17 protein-coding genes are annotated in these 17,400 nt (G+C 65.5%); 6 read left to right on the top strand and 11 right to left on the bottom strand.

Features of this window, described 5'->3' with window-relative positions:
- Nucleotides 1-104: 104 nt before the first annotated feature.
- Nucleotides 105-479 (bottom strand): LysR substrate-binding domain-containing protein, encoded by a 375-nt coding sequence (locus tag AC097O_RS15835; protein WP_479593888.1) that lies wholly within the window; start codon nucleotides 477-479, stop codon nucleotides 105-107.
- A gap of 84 nt (nucleotides 480-563) precedes the next feature.
- On the opposite strand from AC097O_RS15835, the gene AC097O_RS15830 reads away from it, so the two are divergent.
- Nucleotides 564-1,298: an alpha/beta fold hydrolase gene (locus tag AC097O_RS15830; RefSeq protein WP_479593887.1), complete on the top strand. Its 735-nt coding sequence runs from the start codon at nucleotides 564-566 to the stop codon at nucleotides 1,296-1,298.
- Nucleotides 1,299-1,429: 131 nt separating this feature from the next.
- Here the strand turns inward: AC097O_RS15830 and AC097O_RS15825 are convergent, their stop codons facing one another.
- Nucleotides 1,430-2,338 carry a LysR family transcriptional regulator gene (locus AC097O_RS15825; RefSeq protein ID WP_479593886.1) on the bottom strand — a complete coding sequence of 303 codons (909 nt, stop codon included), beginning with the start codon at nucleotides 2,336-2,338 and terminating at the stop codon, nucleotides 1,430-1,432.
- Nucleotides 2,339-2,475: 137 nt separating this feature from the next.
- Between AC097O_RS15825 and AC097O_RS15820 the strand changes: the two genes are divergently transcribed.
- The 4 genes from AC097O_RS15820 (at nucleotide 2,476) to AC097O_RS15805 (ending at nucleotide 9,561) form a co-directional block, all read left to right on the top strand.
- Nucleotides 2,476-3,108, top strand: a complete 633-nt coding sequence (locus AC097O_RS15820; RefSeq protein WP_479593885.1) for an NADPH-dependent F420 reductase — start codon at nucleotides 2,476-2,478, stop codon at nucleotides 3,106-3,108.
- Nucleotides 3,109-3,137: 29 nt separating this feature from the next.
- Nucleotides 3,138-3,968 carry an isochorismatase family protein gene (locus AC097O_RS15815; RefSeq protein ID WP_479593884.1) on the top strand — a complete coding sequence of 277 codons (831 nt, stop codon included), beginning with the start codon at nucleotides 3,138-3,140 and terminating at the stop codon, nucleotides 3,966-3,968.
- 226 nt (nucleotides 3,969-4,194) lie between these two features.
- On the top strand, nucleotides 4,195-8,310 hold the full coding sequence (locus tag AC097O_RS15810) for a PAS domain S-box protein (RefSeq protein WP_479593883.1): 4,116 nt from the start codon (nucleotides 4,195-4,197) through the stop codon (nucleotides 8,308-8,310).
- 15 nt (nucleotides 8,311-8,325) lie between these two features.
- The gene (locus tag AC097O_RS15805) at nucleotides 8,326-9,561 is read left to right on the top strand and encodes an EAL domain-containing response regulator (RefSeq protein WP_479593882.1); all 1,236 of its coding nucleotides are present in this window, start codon (nucleotides 8,326-8,328) and stop codon (nucleotides 9,559-9,561) included.
- 5 nt (nucleotides 9,562-9,566) lie between these two features.
- Here the strand turns inward: AC097O_RS15805 and AC097O_RS15800 are convergent, their stop codons facing one another.
- The 6 genes from AC097O_RS15800 to AC097O_RS15775 form a co-directional block, all read right to left on the bottom strand.
- Nucleotides 9,567-11,702: a protein-disulfide reductase DsbD family protein gene (locus AC097O_RS15800; RefSeq protein WP_479593881.1), complete on the bottom strand. Its 2,136-nt coding sequence runs from the start codon at nucleotides 11,700-11,702 to the stop codon at nucleotides 9,567-9,569.
- A gap of 129 nt (nucleotides 11,703-11,831) precedes the next feature.
- A complete protein-coding gene (locus AC097O_RS15795; RefSeq protein WP_479593880.1) occupies nucleotides 11,832-12,140 on the bottom strand; it encodes a DUF167 domain-containing protein in 309 nt (102 codons plus the stop codon).
- 3 nt (nucleotides 12,141-12,143) lie between these two features.
- A complete protein-coding gene (locus AC097O_RS15790) occupies nucleotides 12,144-12,344 on the bottom strand; it encodes a type II toxin-antitoxin system RelE/ParE family toxin (protein ID WP_479593879.1) in 201 nt (66 codons plus the stop codon).
- Nucleotides 12,341-12,565, bottom strand: a complete 225-nt coding sequence (locus AC097O_RS15785; protein ID WP_479593878.1) for an addiction module protein — start codon at nucleotides 12,563-12,565, stop codon at nucleotides 12,341-12,343. Before AC097O_RS15785 ends, AC097O_RS15790 begins: the two co-directional genes overlap by 4 nt.
- 29 nt (nucleotides 12,566-12,594) lie before the next feature.
- The gene (locus tag AC097O_RS15780; protein ID WP_479593877.1) at nucleotides 12,595-13,233 is read right to left on the bottom strand and encodes a LysE family translocator; all 639 of its coding nucleotides are present in this window, start codon (nucleotides 13,231-13,233) and stop codon (nucleotides 12,595-12,597) included.
- 49 nt (nucleotides 13,234-13,282) lie between these two features.
- A complete protein-coding gene (locus AC097O_RS15775) occupies nucleotides 13,283-13,672 on the bottom strand; it encodes a YkvA family protein (RefSeq protein WP_479593876.1) in 390 nt (129 codons plus the stop codon).
- Between the two features lie 97 nt (nucleotides 13,673-13,769).
- Between AC097O_RS15775 and argG the strand changes: the two genes are divergently transcribed.
- Nucleotides 13,770-15,107 (top strand): argininosuccinate synthase, encoded by a 1,338-nt coding sequence (gene argG, locus AC097O_RS15770; protein WP_315192203.1) that lies wholly within the window; start codon nucleotides 13,770-13,772, stop codon nucleotides 15,105-15,107.
- Nucleotides 15,108-15,238: 131 nt separating this feature from the next.
- Here argG and AC097O_RS15765 read toward each other — a convergent pair whose 3' ends face one another.
- From AC097O_RS15765 to AC097O_RS15755, 3 genes are all read right to left on the bottom strand, one after another.
- The gene (locus tag AC097O_RS15765) at nucleotides 15,239-15,634 is read right to left on the bottom strand and encodes a VOC family protein (RefSeq protein ID WP_479593875.1); all 396 of its coding nucleotides are present in this window, start codon (nucleotides 15,632-15,634) and stop codon (nucleotides 15,239-15,241) included.
- 12 nt (nucleotides 15,635-15,646) lie between these two features.
- Entirely contained in the window at nucleotides 15,647-16,036 is a 390-nt protein-coding gene (locus tag AC097O_RS15760) for a hypothetical protein (RefSeq protein ID WP_479593874.1), read from the bottom strand.
- A gap of 498 nt (nucleotides 16,037-16,534) precedes the next feature.
- Entirely contained in the window at nucleotides 16,535-17,071 is a 537-nt protein-coding gene (locus AC097O_RS15755) for a GrpB family protein (RefSeq protein WP_479593873.1), read from the bottom strand.
- Nucleotides 17,072-17,400 lie beyond the last annotated feature (329 nt).

Genomic DNA, 17,400 nt, shown 5'->3' with positions numbered 1-17,400 from the left:
TCTCGCAGTTGATTGCTATATTATTTATAGCTTTTCGCGCTGATTGAATAAGCGCAAATGGCCTAAAAGGCTACCCGAAAAATCCAACCCGATCCACTGACCGCCTAGTTGAACCGGCCCTTGGCTGCATACGCCACCAGTGCATCCACCACGTAGCGCACCCGAGGTCTGAGTTGCGCCCGCTTGGGCCACACCGCGTGGATTTCGACGCCCATGCTGGAGTGCGCGGCAAGCACCGCTTGCAATCGGCCGCTCTCCAGATGCTGGCGCACCAGGGACAGGGCAGACTGCCCCAGCCCGAGCCCGCTCACGGCGGCATCGACCATGGCCTCACCGTCGGTCATCTGGTGCGTCGGCGGCGGCGTGAGGCGCTTCTCGACACCCGCCTCCTGCACCACCCACACCAGTGGCGGCCCTTTCAGGGAACCGACGATGCAACGGTGCTGGCGAAGGTCGGCCAGGGTGGTCGGCTCGCCCATGGCGCGCAGATGACCCGGTCCTGGGTCGCCAAATGCCTGGCCACCAAATGGCCTGTGTCCTTCAGTGCGCCAAAACGGATGGCGATGTCGACATCGTCTTGCAGCAGATCGCAGTACATCAACGTCCTGTACCTGCTGGCGCAGCACTACCATGTCTATGTGCTAGACCCGCGCAACCAGGGGCTGTCGCAAAAGGTCGATTACGGCAACCGGATCGCACGCCATGCGATGGACCTGCGCCAATTTGGTGAGCACCTTGGCACACCGTCCTCTGCCTACGTTGGGCATTCGATGGGGGCCGCCATCCTGCGGAGCTACATCGACCTGTTTGGCACCTCGGCGATGCGCAAGGTGGTCTTTGTCGATGAGCCCATCAGCATTTACGCGCACTCGGACTGGTCGGAGCAAGAACGGCTGGACGCTGGCGGCACCACCACCTCGCCCGAGCGCATGGTGGCCGCCTTCACCACGGGCGGCCCGGTGAATGCTCTCGAGACCGACCTGAAGGTGTTCCAGCGCGCGCAACTCACCGATTCACCCTACTACCGCAACTCGGAGGCCTTCGCCGCGGCTTTCATCCAGAACGACCCGGCAGCACTGGCCCGGGTTCTGTTCAACCACACGGTCAACGACTGGCGCGATGTAGTACGTCGCAAGATCGACATTCCCACGGCCATCTTCTCCGGCGAGCAAAGCAACAACCTGCCCAGCCAGCGGTGGGCGCAGTCGGTGGTGCCAGGCGCAACGCTCTATCCCTACACCACCGAAGAGCAAGGCGACCACTTCCTGATGTTCAAGAACCCGCTGAAGTTCACATAAGACCTGCAGTCTTTCCTGGCGCGCTGACCTGGGGCCAATTTCCAACGCGACACACCTCCCGCACCAGGATCGGATCCGCTCCGCCTGGCCTATGCAGCATCGCGGTCGCAGCACCGTCGGCCCATGCGGGGTCAGGCGGCCCAGGGTGGCACCTGCAACGCCTCCACCAAAAAATCCACCAGCCGCCGCACCTTCAGCGGCAACTGCTTGCGGGTGGCGTACACCGCGAAGATGCCCAGCTCCACGGCCTTGAACTGCGGCATCAGCTCGACCAGCGCGCCACTGCGCAAATCGGTGTGGACCAGAAAGTCAGGCTGCAGCACGATGCCCTGGTCGGCCAGCGCGGCGGCGCGGCAGGTGTCGCCATTGTTGGCGTGGATGCGCGAATGCGTGCGCACTGACACCTCGCCCTTCTCACCGTTCCCGCCCTGAAAGCTCCACACATCGCCCGATGACCAGTAGGTGTACGACACCACGTCGTGCTGCGCCAGCGCGTGCGGGTGCGTGGGCGTGCCGCGCTGCGCCAGGTAGGCGGGCGATGCGCACAGCACCATGCGCGTGCGGGCCAGCTTGCGGCTGACCAGGCTCGAATCGGGCAACCGCGCGATGCGGATCACCAGGTCGTAGCCCTCCTCCACCAGGTCCATCACGCGGTCCGACAAGACGATATCCAGGCTGACCTGCGGGTTCTGCGCGGCAAAGCGGCCCCACAGCGCGGCCAGGTGCAGCGCGCCGAAGGTTTGCGGCGCGCCGATGCGCAGGCGGCCCTGCGCCTGCACGGTGCTGGACGCCACCTCGGCCTCGGCCTCCTGCACGGCTTGCAGCACCTCCTTGCAGCGCTGGTAGTAGGCCTGGCCCTCACTGGTCAGCGACAGGCGGCGCGTGGTGCGCTGCAACAGCCGCGTGCCCAGGTGTGCTTCCAGATCGCTGACCTGGCGCGACACGGCGGGCTTGGACAGCCCCGTGGTGTCCATCGCCCCCACGAAACTGCCAGCCTCGACCACGGCCGTAAAGGTCTTCATTGCTTGTAATACATCCATAGTCTTGATTATCGGAACTATTTAACTCTCTGCCTATGGTTTATCTCTTCGATCAACCCTAATACAGTTCATCCCACGCCAGCAAACCTGTCGGCGAATGGGCAACAAGCCATCTCACACCACCAAAGGAAAGCATCATGAACATCACTATCGTCGGCGCCGGAAACATGGGCGCAGGTTTCGTCAAACAACTTAGCGCCGCTGGCCACAAGGTCACCGTGACGGCACGCGATCTGGCAAAGGCACAGGCCGTGGCCAGCGCCCACACCGGCGCTTCGGCTGCCGCACCCGCCGAGGCTCTCGGCGACGCGCAAGTCGTCATCCTGGCCACCGGCTACGCCGATGCCGTCCCGGCGCTGCAAGCACTGGGCTCGCTCGAAGGCCGCATCGTGGTCGACATCACCAACCCGCTGACGGCCGACTACATGGGCCTGACGCTGGGCTTCGATACCTCAGCCGCCGAAGAGATCGCCAAGGCCGTGCCCGGCGCGCTGGTGGTCAAGGCCTTCAACACCGTGCTGGCCCAGGTGCTGGCCGAAGGCCCGGCCTTTGCCGACGGCCAGACCGTGCCTGTGTTCTATGCCGGCGACGACGAGCGCGCCAAGCAGACCGTACGCGCCCTGGTCGAGAGCATCGGCTTCACCGCCTTGGACGCTGGTGGCCTGAAGAACGCGCGTTACCTGGAGCCGGTGGCCGGCCTGAACATTTACTTCGCCTACGGCGCTGGCCAGGGCACGCAAATCGCGCCGACCTGGATTCGCCGCGCCTAAAAACCATTGACCCACAACGAGAAATCACCATGCACCAACTGACCCGTATCACCGCCGCCCTCGCCCTCGCGGGTGCTGCCACCCTGGCCCTCGCGCAAGAGCGCGCAGCCGACATCGTGAGCCCGATCACCGACAAGGTGCTGGCCACGAAGACCAGCCCGGCAGATGCCCGTAAAGCTGGCCGCGCCGCCTATGAAAAGCCCACGCCCGACAACAGCATCATGCTGTTCATCGACCACCAGGTCGGCTTGATGGCCAGCGTACGCGACTTCGCCCAAGCTTCCGGCTACAAGGCCAACGTGGTGGCACTGGCGCAAATGGCCAAGGCGCTGAAGATCCCGGTGCTGCTGTCGTCGTCGAACGCGCAGTGGCAAAACGGTGACCTGCTGCCCGAGCTGAAGGACACCTTCAAGGACCAGCCGATCTACCGCCGCACCGGCATCATCAATGCCTACGAAGACCCGAGCTTTCGCAAGGCGCTCGAAGAGCTGGTGGCCAAGACGGGCCGCAAGCACATCATCATCTCGGGCGTGACGCTGGGCACCTGCGTGACCCTGCCAACGCTGGCGATGGTCAACGACGGCTATGTGGTGCACCCGGTGGTCGATGCATCGGGCGCCTGGAGCAAGTACGAAGCCGAGGCCGCGATGCAGCGCATGAGCGCCGCCGGTGCGCAGCTCAACACCGTGTACGCGCTGGGTGCGGAGTTGCAGGCCGACTGGAAGCTGCCGTCCGGCAATGACATGCTGCCGCCCTTCATCAACGGCTTGCCAGAATACGGCTGGATCGTGCAGCAGTTCTGGAACAACGCCGACCCAGCCAAGCGGCCCGTGAAAGACCCGTTCGGCCTCGTCAAGTAAGCAGCCACAACCGCCCTGCCGCCTACCACCCGGTGGACGCGCAGGGCTTGGCCCACAGTTGCCAATGCTGCGTAATTTATAGCTTTTTACGCTGATTGAATAAGCGCAAATGGCCTAAAAGGCACTTAATTCCGGTATGTGCGCCACCGCACAGAAGAAAAGCCGCCGGTGTTGCCAAATGTAACTATAAGCATCCCATACGGGTTCGCATGCGACGTCTATGCCTATGCCCGTGATAGCTCTGCGTTCTACCATTGCCCGGGTTGCGGGCGGCACCAGCATGTTGCTGGGCCTGGCCACCCTGGTCGGCTGGATGGCCAACCTGCCGTGGCTCAAAAGCGTCTGGCCCAGCCCGGTTGAAATGCAGGCCAATACCGCGCTGGGCATTGTGCTGGCGGGGGCCGGGGTCATTATTGCGGCAGGGCGGGCCGCATCGGTGCCTTACCGGGTCGCCATGGGGCTGGGCTTGCTGGTGGCGGCCTTGGGGTTTGCCACCGCAGGGCAGCACCTGTTCGGGTGGCAATGGGGCATTGACGAACTTTTGTTTCGGGATACCGGGGGCCCCGTAGGCGCGCCGCCGGGCCGCATGTCGATCTACAGTGCATTGGCGCTGGGAGCCATCGGGCTGGCCTTGGTGGTGCTGCCCAGCGCGCGCTTGCGGCCCTTGGTGTGGTTGCTGGCCGCGGTGAACCTGGGGGTGGCGGCACTGGGTTTGCTGGCATTTGTGTTGGATGCCACCCGCGCGATCGACCGCAATGTGCTTCCCGCCATTGCCGGGCATGCCGCGCTGGCCTATGGCCTGCTGGGCCTGGGCACGCTGCTGGCCAGCCGCAACCGGCATGTGCTGTCCGAGCCCTCGCTCATGACCCGTGCCACCCTCCAACTCAAAGTGGTCAGCGGCCTGTGCGGCGTGTTTTTGCTGCTCGCCATGGGCGCGGGGGTTACCTACCGCGCCAGTACCGAGGCGGTGGCATCGGCGCAGCGGGTTTTGCATATCCAGGACGTGCGGGCGCGTCTGGCCCAGCGCTATGCCATGGTGGCCGATGCCGAGTCCGATGCCGTCGTTTCCTTGCTGACCGACTCCCTGATGCGGCGCACCAATTTCTTGCGGCTCACCCAGGCGCTGCGCAACGACGCGGGCGGCTACCGTGCGTTGGTCACCCATGACCCTGCGCTGCAAAGCATGCTGAACCGGCTGACGGCCCTGGAAGAGCGCCGTCTCGTCGAGCTGGAGCAAATTTTTGACACCATTAGTGGCAAGGGGCCCAACGCGATTGCGGCTGCGGTGGCCAACGGCGAAGTCACCCACACGATGCACGCGCTACAGGCGCTGGTGCGCGAGGCCGACCTGCAACAGGCCGCCTTGCTGTCCGAGGGCAAATCCCGCGCCGAAGTGGACCGCCAGCGGGCCCTGTTGCTGCTGTATTCCACGCTGGCGGGCACGGTGGGCATTTTCATGTTGCTGTCGCACGCAATTGGCCGGGAGATGCTGGCCCGCGCCGGTGCGGACGACCGGGTGCGCAGTCTCAACGCCGACCTGGAGCGCCGCGTGGCCGAGCGCACCGCCGCACTCGATGCCAACCAGCGCCGGTTTGTCGATCTGTTTGAACTCGCGCCCGATGCCCTGGTGATGACCACCCGTGAGGGCCGCATCGTGCAGATCAACCGCCAGGCCGAGACCCTGTTTGGCTGGAGCCGTGGCGAGTTGCTGGGCCAGCCGGTGGAGATGCTGATGCCCGCCAATGCCCGTGTGGAGCACATGGCCCTGTGGCAAAGCTACCTGGAGGCGGCGGTGCCGCAGGTGATGGGCGTGGAGCGGCCCGACCTGCGCGGCCTGCGCAAAGATGGCACGGTGTTCCCCGTGGACATCAGCCTGAGCCCGCTGGAGCTGGACGGCGACCTGGTGGTAGTGGCCGCCCTGCGCGACATCACCGAGCGCGAGCGCATGGCTACGGCGCTGCGGCAAAGCTCGGCCATGCACCGGCACACGCTGGACGACATGCTGGAGGGCTGCCAGATCATCGACTTTGACTGGCGCTACCGGTACGTGAATGCGGCGGCGCTGCGCCAGAGCCGCCATGTGGGCGAGGACCTGGTGGGGCGCACCGTGACCGAGGTGGAGCCGGGCATTGAGGCCACGCTGATCTACGCCATCGTCCAGCGCTGCATGCAGACCCGGCTGGCCCAGCACGGCGAGCATGTCTACACCTACCCGGATGGCACGCAGTCCTGGTTCCAGGTCAGCGCCTTGCCCGCACCCGATGGGGTGTCGCTGTTCAGCGTGGACATCAGCGAACGCAAACGCGCCGAAGCCGAAATTTTGGCCATGAACGCCCAGCTGGAGCAGCGGGTGGCCGAGCGCACCACCGAGCTGGTGCTGGCACGCGAAGCCGCCGAGACCGCCAACCGTGCCAAAAGCGCATTTTTGGCCACCATGAGCCACGAGATACGCACCCCGATGAACGGGGTTATCGGCATGGTCGAGGTGCTGTGCCACAGCGGCCTGGCCGAAGACCAGGCCGACGCGGCCAGCACTATCCGGGCCTCGGCGTTTTCGCTCTTGGGCATCATCGACGTGATTCTGGATTTCTCCAAGATCGAAGCCGGCAGGCTGGAGCTGGAGCGGGTGGAGATACCCCTGACGGACCTGGTCGAGAACGTCTGTGACTCGCTGCTGCCCATGGCACTCGACAAGTACGTGGATCTGGGCCTGTTCATCGCACCCTCGCTGCCGTCCAAGATGTGGGGCGACCCGACCCGGCTGCGCCAGATCCTGGTCAACCTGCTGGGCAATGCCATCAAGTTCAGCCTGGGGCAACCGGCGCTGCATGGCCGCATTGGCATCCGCGTGACCTCTGAGGACGGTGCCCTGGTGCTGCGCTTCAGCGACAACGGCATTGGCATGTCGGATGCCACGCTGGATGCGCTGTTCGAGCCCTTCACCCAGGGCGAGGCCTCCACCACCCGGCGCTTTGGTGGCACCGGCCTGGGCTTGACCGTGTGCAAGCGCCTGGTCACGCTGATGGGGGGCCGCATCGCGGTGCAAAGCCGCCTGGGTGCAGGCTCCACGTTCACCGTGACCTTGCCCTTGCAAGCAGTGGAATCGGCCATTCCGCCCCTGCAGGCCGACCTGCACCGGGTGGACTGCGTGCTGGTGGGCACCGACGGCATGGTGGACGACCTGCGGGTCTATCTGGAACAGGCCGGGGCCACGGTGCACCGCGTGGCCGGTCTGGCGGCAGCGGCCCACAGCGCGCGCACCCTGGTCCGCCCGGTGGTGGTGCAGGTGCTGGGGCCGCAAAAAATCGACCTGGATGCCCTGCGCCGGGTGTTTGCGGCAGCCACCGATGTGCGCCACCTGCTGATCACGCGCGGCATGCGCCGTGGCGCGCGGGTGGCCGATGCCGACATCGTCGGCCTGGACGGCAACTGCCTGCGCCGCGCCGCCCTGGTGCGGGCCGTGGCGGTGGCGGCGGGCCGGCAGTCGCCCGAGGTGTACCGCGACAACGGCCAGGAAGACCTGGCGGAACTGGCCGAGCCGCCGACCATTGCCGAAGCCCGTGCCCAGGGCCGCCTGATCCTGATCGCCGAAGACGACGAGGTGAACCAGAAAGTCATCTTGCGCCAGATTGAACTGTTGGGTTTTGCGGGCGAACTGGCCCCCGACGGCGCCGAAGCCCTGCGGCTGTGGCTGGCGGGCTCGTATGCCCTGCTGCTCACCGACCTGCACATGCCCGGCATGGACGGCTACAGCCTGGCCAGCGCCATCCGCCAGGAAGAAGCCCAGCGGGACTGGGCCCTGGGCAACCCCGCCGTTACACGCATGCCCATACTGGCCCTGACCGCCAACGCCCTGAACGGCGAATCCCAGCGCGCCTTTGCCGCGGGCATGGACGAGTACCTCACCAAGCCGTTACGCCTGCACCTGCTGCAGGCGGCGCTGAAGAAATGGTTGCCCTCCCCGCAGGCCGAAATGCCCACCGACCGGGCCGCCCCCCGGCCAGACGCGGTGCAGCCCGGCCTGGCGGTAGACGTGCGCACCCTGCAAGACCTGGTGGGCGACGACCCCGAGGTGGTGCGCGAGCTGTTGGACGAGTACCGGGCCTCGGCCAACCGGCTGTCCAAAGAGCTGCGCGCCGCCCATGCGGTGGACGACACCCGGCAAATGGCCGCCATTGCGCACCGGTTGAAGTCGTCTTCCCGCTCGGTCGGCGCGGCGGCGCTGGGCGATGTGTGTGCCGAGCTCGAAAACGCCTGCCGCAGCGGCACGCGTGAAGCCATTGCGCAGAGCATGGCCGAGTTCGCAGTGGCCTTGCAAGCGGTGCAAGACCACGTCTTTTAATTGACCCTTACCACCATGAAAAGAGCGGCTATGAAAACCCTGGTGATCGACGACGACGCGTTTGCGTTGAAGCTATTGGCCCGGCAACTGGCGCTGGCCGGCTGCCATGATGTCACGCTGTACGAGCACGCGCGCGATGCGCTGCGACAGATGGAATTGCCCGACCACGGCATTGCACTGGTGTTTTGCGACCTGCAGATGCCCGACATCGACGGCGTGGAGTTTGTGCGCAACCTGGCACGCCTGGGCTACCGTGGCAGCCTGGTGCTGGTCAGCGGGGAGGGCACGCGCATCCTGCACACCGTGCTCAAGCTGGCGCAGGCCCACCAGATCCACATCCTGGGGGCCATCTCCAAGCCCATACCGGCCGACCAGTTGCAGCAGCTGCTGGCAGGCAGTGTGCTGCGCAGCAGCGCCAACCAGCAGGGCACCAGCCCCACCCGTGCGGTTTCGCCGCTGCATAGCCCCGAATCCCTGGAGCGGGCCATTGCCTGTGGCGAGCTTGTCAACCACTACCAGCCCAAGGTCGATATGGCTACCGGTGCCGTGGTCGGGGTAGAAGCCTTGGTGCGTTGGCAGCATCCGCAGTGGGGGCTGGTCTACCCCGACCAGTTCATTCCCCTGGCCGAGGCGCACCAGCTCATCGACCAACTCACCCATGCGGTGCTGGCCGAAGCCGTGCGCCAGGCCGCCTTGTGGCGTGCCCAGGGGCTGGCGCTGCAGGTGGCGGTCAATGTATCCATGGACAACCTGGGCGCGCTGGACTTCCCCGACCAGGTGGCCCAGTTGATGTTTGATGCCGGCCTGGCCGCCAACAGCCTGGTGCTGGAGGTCACGGAAAGTCGGCTCATGCAGGACCCGCGCGCCTCGCTGGACACCCTGACCCGGTTGCGCCTGAAGCGCATTGGCCTGTCGATTGACGATTTCGGCACCGGGCATTCTTCGCTGGCGCAACTGCGCGACATTCCGTTTGACGAACTCAAGCTGGACCGCAGCTTTGTCAACGGCGCTGAGCACGACCCGGCACTGGCAGCCATCGTGGAAGGCACGCTGACCATCGCCCACCAGCTCGGCATCAAATCGGTGGCAGAGGGGGTGGAAGACCGCAGCGATTGGGACTTCATGCGCGGGCGCGACTGCGATGTGGCCCAGGGCTACTTCATTGGCCGACCCATGCCCGGCGCTGCCTTGCCCCAGTGGCTGGCCCAGTGGGAAGCGCGCCGCCCCGCGTTGATGGCATTGGCGGTGTAGCCGGGCTACAGCCTGGCGATGGCGGCCCGTAAATCATCCACGTCCAGCACCTCCGACAGCACCTGCGGCGCGCTGCCCGCCTTGTACAGCACATACACCGGCACGCCGTTGCGGCCCAGTTGGCCCAGGGCGGCGGTGATTGCGGGGTCGCGGCGGGTCCAGTCTGCCCGCAGCAACTGCACGTTCTTGGCCTCCAGGTCGGCCAGTACGGCGGGGTGGGACAGGGTGGTTTTCTTGTTGTACTGGCAGGTGACGCACCAGGCGGCGGTGAAGTCCACCATCACCGGCTGGCCGGTGGCCAGGGTCTGCTCCACGCGGCCTGGCTCCCAGGGCTGCCAGCGCTCGGTGGCGGCCACCGCGCCGGAGAGGGGCACAATTTTTATAAGATTTTGGCCTGTAGCGCTTATAACACCAGCGAGAGCAGCTATCGAAAGCGTAGCGGCTATCCAGCGCCCGCGCCCGGCCAGCCCCAGCGCCCACAGCACCGCGGCCACCGCCACCAGCAGCAGCAGCAGGCTGCCCGCGCCGTCGATGCCGCTTTGCTGGCCCAGTACCCACACCAGCCAGGCCACGGTAGCAAACATCGGGAACGCCATGAGCTGGCGGAAGGTGGCCATCCACGCGCCGGGCCGCGGCAGCAGCCGGGCCAGGCCCGGGCTCAGGCTGGCCAGCAGGTAGGGCAGGGCCATGCCGAAGCCCATCACCGCAAAGATCGGCAGCGCCTGCGCCACCGGCAGGCCCACGGCCAGCCCCAGCGAAGCCCCCATGAACGGCGCGGTACAGGGCGAGGCCACCGCCACCGCCAGCACGCCGGATAAAAACGCGTTCAGCGCCGGGTTGCGCGCCTGCAGCGTAGCCACGCGGCTGGGCAGAAACTGGCCAAACTCGAACAGCCCCGCCAGGTTCAGCCCCACCACGGTAAACAGCACCGCCAGCCCGGCCACCACCGCAGGCGACTGCAGCTGAAAGCCCCAGCCCAGTTGCTCGCCCGCCGCCCGCAGGCCCAGCATCAAGCCGCCCAGCGCCAAGAATGAAACCATGGCCCCGGCGGTGTAGGCCAGGCCATCGACCCGGTGGGCCTTTTTGTCGCCCGCGTGCTGCGCAAAGCCCATCAGCTTGATCGCCAGCACCGGGAACACGCAGGGCATCAGGTTCAAAATCAGCCCGCCCAGTAGCGCGCCTAGCAGCGCGGCCGCCCACGACAGGCTGGGCGCGGCAGGTATTTGCGAGGCCGCGCTGTTGGCCCGCAAAGCGGCTTCCAGGGCGGGCGATAGCGTCGGGGCGGCCACGGTGCGCGGCCACTCGCCTTGCACATCGGCCACGGTGCGGAAGCCCTGGCCGGTGGCGGTGGCCAGCACCAGCGGCATCTCGGTGGGGCTTTGGCTGCGCATGGCGGTCAGCGGCGCGGTGGCGGACCAGACCGGGCCGTCCCAGCGCTGGGTGATGGCGGCGGCAGGGGTGGTGATCTCCGGGGTTTCGGGGAACAGCTCCAGCGTCTGGCCGCGCAGCGCGGCGGGCAGGTCGGCCACGGTGACGTGCAGCTCGGTCCCCTCGACCTGCACCTGGCTGCGCGCTTTCAGGTCGGTGGGCTGGGCGGCCAGGGCGGCATCGAACGCAGTGGCGTGCATGCCGGTGGAGCTTTTCACCGGCAGCTTCAGCACAAAGTCGCCTTCTTCGGGAATGCATTCCTGGCGACACACCAGCCACACGGCGTGCAGTTTCACTTCCAGCTCGCTGGCCAAGAGCGATGGTTTGAAGTCGGGCGCAATCGTCAGCGGCACCGGCAGCAGCAGTGTGCCCTCAAAACCGTAGTTGGCCAGGGTGCCGATGCGGATGCGGTGCGGCACCGGCCAGGCGATGTCGCCCGCCGTCACGCCGGGCGGCAGCGTCCAGGTCAGGCTGGTGGCCAGGCCCGAATCGCCGGGGTTCTTCCAGTAGGTGTGCCACGCCGGCTGGTGCGCGATCTGCAAACCTACCCACACCGGCTGGCCGGGCTGCACCCCTTGCGGCGCGTGCGCCAGCAGCTCGGCGCGCACCTGCGGCGTGGTGACGACAGAATTCAGGCTTTTTTGGGCACTAGCGCTTATGGGAAGGGCGTAGACAGCTATTAAAAGCAGAGCAGTGAGGAAGCGGTGCAGCATGGTGGGGCCAGAGTATGCCGGGTGGGAGCCGGGGCGGCACTGCAAAGTTCCAAGTCAGGCCGGACTTACGCAAGCCCCTCTGTGCGCCCGGTGGGCGACACAGAGGGCGCTGCGTAAGTCCTCTCAGGGTTACGTGAACACCGGCGGCAGCTTCTTCGGCGCTTTGATGCGCAGTTGCTTGTGGATGCTTTCCTGCCCAAACACCACCTCGATATCGCCCACTGCCACGCCGAACAAGGGCGCGAGGAAGCGCACCATGTGGTCCGTCGCCTTGCCGTTCTTGGGCGTGGCCGTCACGCTCACCTTGAGCTGCGTGCCCATGGGCTTGGCGATCGCGTCGCAGCAGGCCGAGGGCTTGCCCAGGATGTTGACGATCAGCACGTCGCCCTCCCAGGCAAAAAAGGAGTCGCCGGTGGCGTTGCGGGGGTGTGGGGGCATGGGCTAATTCGCAGGTTGCCAATACCCCGGCTTGCGCCGATGGTGGGCGACGGCCAGGATGGTGATGCTGCGTTTTGCGACTTCGTACACCACCGAGTAGGGATACCGCTGCAGCACACGCCGCCGATTACCGTCGCCGTCCGCCGCCTTGCCCAGCGGGTTGTCTGCGATGCGGTCGATGGCTAGGGCGTAGCCCGTGTTCACAAAGCGCTCAACCGCGCGCGCGCCTCGGCCCAGGGCACGGCCTGCACGGTACCCGAGCGCAGGGCCGCTTTGCGCAGGCCGATCTCGACCGCCCAGGCGTTGGCCACCGTGGCCTCATCGTCACCGTCCAGGCTGTCCAGCAGCGCCAGCACCAGGGCCGAGCGCTCTTGGGGCACCAGCGCGAGTGCTTCGTCGATCACGTGGTCCAGGTGTGTGTGCATGGTGGCGATTTTAGTGGCGCAGTGCTTTTTTACGCCGGGTTCTTCAACCGCAACAACCCCAGCCCCAACAGCCCAAACGCACCGCCGGTGACGCGGTTGAACACCCGGGCCCGGCGTGGGGTGGAGAACCAGCCCTGCAAGCGCGTGGCCAGCAGCGAATAGACCACGTGCGAGGTCAAGGCGCAGGCGGTGAACGCGCTGGTCAGTGACAGATACTGCGGCAGCATGGGCGCGTCCAGGTGCAGGAACTGCGGGAACAGCGCAGTGAAGAACAGAATGCTCTTCGGGTTGGTCAGCGACACCAGCAGACCCTGGCGGGCCAGCGCCAAGCGGGATTTGTGGGTTTGCTCCACGACCTGGGCGGTTTTGTTGAACACCGAGCCGGGGTTGGTCCACTGGCGATAGCCCAGGTACATCAGGTACAGCGCCCCGGCGGTCTTCAGTCCGGCGAACAGCCATGCCGAGGTATGCAGCAAGGTGCCCAGCCCGGCCATGGCAATGCCCGACACCACAAAAACCCCCACCGCGCTGCCCAGGGAGCTGCCCAGCAGCGTCTTGCGCAGACCCCATGCCATCGTGTTGGACATCGCCAGCAGCACGGCTGGGCCGGGGGTGAACGCGGTCACCAGGGAAATGGTGATGAACAGGAGCCAGGCGGAGGGTGTCATGGGGCGTGCACAGTGCGGTGGGGGTTTACCAATTTACCCGATGCAGGCTTCAACCCCACGGAAGCCACCACCAGGCCGCCGCACCCAGCGCCACCCATACGGCCACGATGAGCACCGCGCCGATCCAGCTACGCGGCTTGGCCTTTTGGGCCTGCATCCACGCGTCGGCCTGGCCCCGGCAGTCCGCCAGCACCTCGGGCGGCAGCAGCCGGATGGTGAGCCAGATCAGGCCCGGCAGCAGCAGCACATCGTCCACATAGCCCAGCACGGGGATGAAGTCGGGAATCAGGTCGATCGGGCTCAGCGCATACGCCACCACCAGGCCGCCCAGCGCCTTGGCGTACCACGGCGTGCCCGGGTGCTGGCCCGCAAACCACAGCGTCACGCCGTCGCGTTTGATGCGCCGGGCCCAGGCTTTGGTGCGGTCGAGGAGGTGCATGGGGCTGGCGTGGGTGGTTGGGGTTGCAGAGGCACTGTAAACCCGCGTGCTCCGCGTCATTTAACATCGAAGGCTTCGCACTGACCCAGAGAACACCATGGTTGCCAATATTCTGCAAAAACTCCCCGCTGGCGAACGCGTCGGCATCGCTTTCTCCGGGGGGCTGGATACCAGCGCCGCCGTGCACTGGATGCGGGCCAAGGGGGCGATTCCCTGCGCCTACACCGCCAACCTGGGCCAGCCCGACGAGTCCGATTACGACGAAATCCCGCGCAAGGCGCTGGCCTACGGTGCCGAGATGGCCCGCCTGGTCGATTGCCGCCCGCAGCTGGTGGCCGAGGGCATTGCCGCCATCCAGGCCGGTGCTTTCCACATCAGCACCGGCGGTGCTACCTACTTCAACACCACCCCGCTGGGCCGGGCGGTGACCGGCACCGCGCTGGTGGTGGCCATGCGCGACGACGGCGTGAACATCTGGGGCGACGGCAGCACCTACAAGGGCAACGACATCGAGCGTTTCTACCGCTACGGCCTGCTGTGCAACCCCGAGCTGCGCATCTACAAGCCCTGGCTGGACCAGCTGTTCATCGACGAACTCGGTGGCCGCAAGGAAATGAGCGAGTACCTGGTGGCCAACGGCTTCGACTACAAGATGAGCGTGGAAAAGGCCTATTCCACCGACTCCAACATCCTGGGCGCGACCCACGAAGCCAAGGACCTGGAGTTCTTGAACGCGGGCATGCACATCGTCAAGCCCATCATGGGCGTGCCGTTCTGGCGCGACGACTGCGTGGTCAAGGCCGAATCGGTGACCGTGCGCTTTGAAGAAGGCCAGCCGGTTGCACTGAACGGCCAAACCTTCCCCGATGCCGTGGCCCTGATGTACGCCGCCAACGAGATCGGTGGCCGCCACGGCCTGGGCATGTGCGACCAGATCGAAAACCGCATCATCGAAGCCAAGAGCCGCGGCATCTACGAAGCCCCCGGCATGGCGCTGCTGCACATCGCCTACGAGCGCCTGGTCACCGGCATCCACAACGAAGACACCATCGAACAGTACCGCGCCAATGGCCGCAAGCTGGGCCGCCTGCTGTACCAGGGCCGCTGGTTCGACTCGCAAAGCCTGATGCTGCGCGAAACCGCCCAGCGCTGGATCGCCCGCGCCATCACCGGCGAAGTGACGCTGGAACTGCGCCGTGGCAACGACTACTCGCTGATGGACACGGTCAGCCCCAACCTGACCTACCACCCCGAGCGCCTGACCATGGAAAGCGGAGCCGGTGGCTTCACCCCCGCCGACCGCATTGGCCAGCTGACCATGCGCAACATGGACATCGCCGACACGCGCCAAAAGCTGGCGGTGTACACCCAGGCGGGTTTGCTGGGCACCAGCGCTTCGAGCACCACGCTGATCGCCAACCCCGGGGCAGTTTAGGCTCACCCCCAGGCTGCAGTGCGTGGCACTTTTCGCCAACCCCCTTGCAGGGGGCGATACCAGTGGCCTGGCAAAGCCAGTTCCACGGTATCCCTGAAAAAGAGGGGCTGATTTTTAATGTGCGGGGGTACCTACGGCGTGTAGGGCCCGTCCACCAGCCGCTGCGAAATCCACCAGATATTGCCGTGCGGGTCGCGCACGCCGCCCTGGCGGTCGCCGTAGGGCATGTCGGCCACGGCCATCTCCAGCGTGGCACCGTGCTGCAGCGCCTGCGCCAGGGCCGCGTCGGCATCTTCCACATACAGGTAAAACGCGGCCACCATCGCCGGGTAGGCCGGGCTGGCTTCGCTGGCCATCACGGTGGACGTGCCCAGCCGCACCTGCACATTGGCCACCAGGCCGTCGGGGCGCAGGCTGCGGCAGGTCTCGGTGCCCCCCAGCCCGGCCACCAGAAAACGCGCAAACGCGTCGGCACCCTCCACGAAAAAGTAGGGCGCGACGGTGTTGAAGCCGGGTGGAATGCGCATGGCGGGGGCCTCCTAAATCTGGGTTCTCAGGGCGTAGACCAGGCCCACGGCCAGCGCCACCAGGGCCCCACTCACCCAGCGCAGCCGCACCCGATTCGCCTCTGCCCGCTGCACCAGCTCGGTGTTTTGCGTGGCCAGCGCCTGGATCAGCTCGCTGGAGGCGCGCATCTGCGCGTGCAGCTCGGCGCTAGTGGCCTCCAGCGCGAGGATGCGGGCCTGCAGCTCGGCCACCACTGCATCGTGGGTGGGCAGCACCGGGGCCGGGGGTGTCGCGGGCGCAGGCGAAGCTTTCTTGGCCACGCTGTCCCACAGCTTTTTGGCCCCTTGCGCCACCAGCGGCGCGGTAGAGATCACCTCGGTCCAGGGAACGGTCTTGAGCAGAGAAAACAAGCCTAAACCCATGGTGGCCTTTCAAAATGGGGTGGCAATATGCTATCGTTTACATAGCTTCTTGCGCCTATGGAATAAGCGCTAGAGGCCTATTTTCTTTATAAAACAGCCCCTGGCGGTCGCACTAGCTTACATGGGCGCGGAGGCGGCGGATGCAAGTGCTGGCGTAGCGTGGTGTGTACGTGAACACCAAAAGTAACCATCGATGCGTCGCCCCAACGGTCTGCGCCCTCCGCTGGCGCTGCGGGAACCTGCGGTGCGCGCATTGGGCGGGGTCTGGCTAAACTCGGTGCGCTCAAACAACGCCAGCCCTGATCCGCCCGGCTGCACCGGGCATCGCGCCCAGGGCGTGAGCATGGGTAGCCATTGCGCCAGTTTGCAATTTTTAGGCCATTTTTCAGATGCCAAATCAGCCTCCTGTGCCGATTCAATCAGCACAAGCAGCTCCTATTTTTAACTATCAAAAACGAAGCATTTTCACCAGTGAAGTCGTTGGCTCCATGGCCCACCTCAGCCGTCGCCCAGTGCGGAGCGAATGAAGGCGGCCTTGGCATCGGTGTAGGCCTCTCTGTCGGTGGTGTGTCTTGCCGCGAGTTCGGACTTGAGCGCCGCGTAGCGGGCCGCAAGCGCAGCGTCTGACCGCAGTGCGTCACGAAATGCCAGGTGCTCACGCCAGACCTTGCCTGAGTGCACCACCACATGGAGGTGGTGCGTGCGGTGCCCTTCGGCCCAGCGCATGAACCACTGGCGGTCCCGCAGGCTGGCATTGAACTCTGCTGACGTGGTGTAGCCCGATTGGCAGATCGGCTCCGCGATGGACTTCGCCACCGCCATGGACTCCACACCGGCCAACAGATCAATGGTGGGCTTGGCGGGCATGCCGGGTACGGCGGTGCTTCCAATGTGCGCGATGTCCCGAAACACACCCGGCAGCAGAGAAGCCAGCCGCCCCCGCTCAGCCGCAAACGCATGGGGCCACGACGGGTCATAGGAATGCAGCCGCACCTCTTCGTGGATGGCCGCGAGTAGGGATTCTTCGTCGGTCATGGTAGGTATTTTTCAGAAATTTAGGCCAATTTTCAGATGCCAAAACGGCTGCTTGTGCTTACCAGATGAGCGTAAGAAGATCCTATTTTTAACTATCAAAAGAGAAGTAATTTGTTTCGACTGCACGGGTCGGAGCCAATGGGGGTCGGATCCCAATTGCGCGATCAAAGCTGGCGGGTCGAGACGGCTGTGTCCCGCATTTGGGCTCCGACCCTCATGGCACTAGGATAAGAAGAATTGCCCTGCAAGCAAGGGGTGGGCAGAGCCGCTGACAGTGATAGTCTGGAGTTGCAAAACGAACCAGAAATCAAAAGGACTCAGCCCAGTTG

This window comes from Rhodoferax sp. LS1P39, assembly GCF_056521425.1.
The sequence above is the reverse complement of the archived record's forward strand: the minus strand, read 5'-3'. Positions and strand labels throughout refer to the sequence as shown.

What these genes read in the sequence shown, in the direction of transcription:
- AC097O_RS15835 (WP_479593888.1), bottom strand. Translation starts at nt 479, where the DNA reads ATGGGCGAGCCGACCACCCTGGCCGACCTTCGCCAGCACCGTTGCATC.
- AC097O_RS15830 (WP_479593887.1), top strand. Translation starts at nt 564, where the DNA reads ATGTCGACATCGTCTTGCAGCAGATCGCAGTACATCAACGTCCTGTAC.
- AC097O_RS15825 (WP_479593886.1), bottom strand. Translation starts at nt 2,338, where the DNA reads ATGGATGTATTACAAGCAATGAAGACCTTTACGGCCGTGGTCGAGGCT.
- AC097O_RS15820 (WP_479593885.1), top strand. Translation starts at nt 2,476, where the DNA reads ATGAACATCACTATCGTCGGCGCCGGAAACATGGGCGCAGGTTTCGTC.
- AC097O_RS15815 (WP_479593884.1), top strand. Translation starts at nt 3,138, where the DNA reads ATGCACCAACTGACCCGTATCACCGCCGCCCTCGCCCTCGCGGGTGCT.
- AC097O_RS15810 (WP_479593883.1), top strand. Translation starts at nt 4,195, where the DNA reads ATGCCCGTGATAGCTCTGCGTTCTACCATTGCCCGGGTTGCGGGCGGC.
- AC097O_RS15805 (WP_479593882.1), top strand. Translation starts at nt 8,326, where the DNA reads ATGAAAAGAGCGGCTATGAAAACCCTGGTGATCGACGACGACGCGTTT.
- AC097O_RS15800 (WP_479593881.1), bottom strand. Translation starts at nt 11,702, where the DNA reads ATGCTGCACCGCTTCCTCACTGCTCTGCTTTTAATAGCTGTCTACGCC.
- AC097O_RS15795 (WP_479593880.1), bottom strand. Translation starts at nt 12,140, where the DNA reads ATGCCCCCACACCCCCGCAACGCCACCGGCGACTCCTTTTTTGCCTGG.
- AC097O_RS15785 (WP_479593878.1), bottom strand. Translation starts at nt 12,565, where the DNA reads ATGCACACACACCTGGACCACGTGATCGACGAAGCACTCGCGCTGGTG.
- AC097O_RS15780 (WP_479593877.1), bottom strand. Translation starts at nt 13,233, where the DNA reads ATGACACCCTCCGCCTGGCTCCTGTTCATCACCATTTCCCTGGTGACC.
- AC097O_RS15775 (WP_479593876.1), bottom strand. Translation starts at nt 13,672, where the DNA reads ATGCACCTCCTCGACCGCACCAAAGCCTGGGCCCGGCGCATCAAACGC.
- argG (WP_315192203.1), top strand. Translation starts at nt 13,770, where the DNA reads ATGGTTGCCAATATTCTGCAAAAACTCCCCGCTGGCGAACGCGTCGGC.
- AC097O_RS15765 (WP_479593875.1), bottom strand. Translation starts at nt 15,634, where the DNA reads ATGCGCATTCCACCCGGCTTCAACACCGTCGCGCCCTACTTTTTCGTG.
- AC097O_RS15760 (WP_479593874.1), bottom strand. Translation starts at nt 16,036, where the DNA reads ATGGGTTTAGGCTTGTTTTCTCTGCTCAAGACCGTTCCCTGGACCGAG.
- AC097O_RS15755 (WP_479593873.1), bottom strand. Translation starts at nt 17,071, where the DNA reads ATGACCGACGAAGAATCCCTACTCGCGGCCATCCACGAAGAGGTGCGG.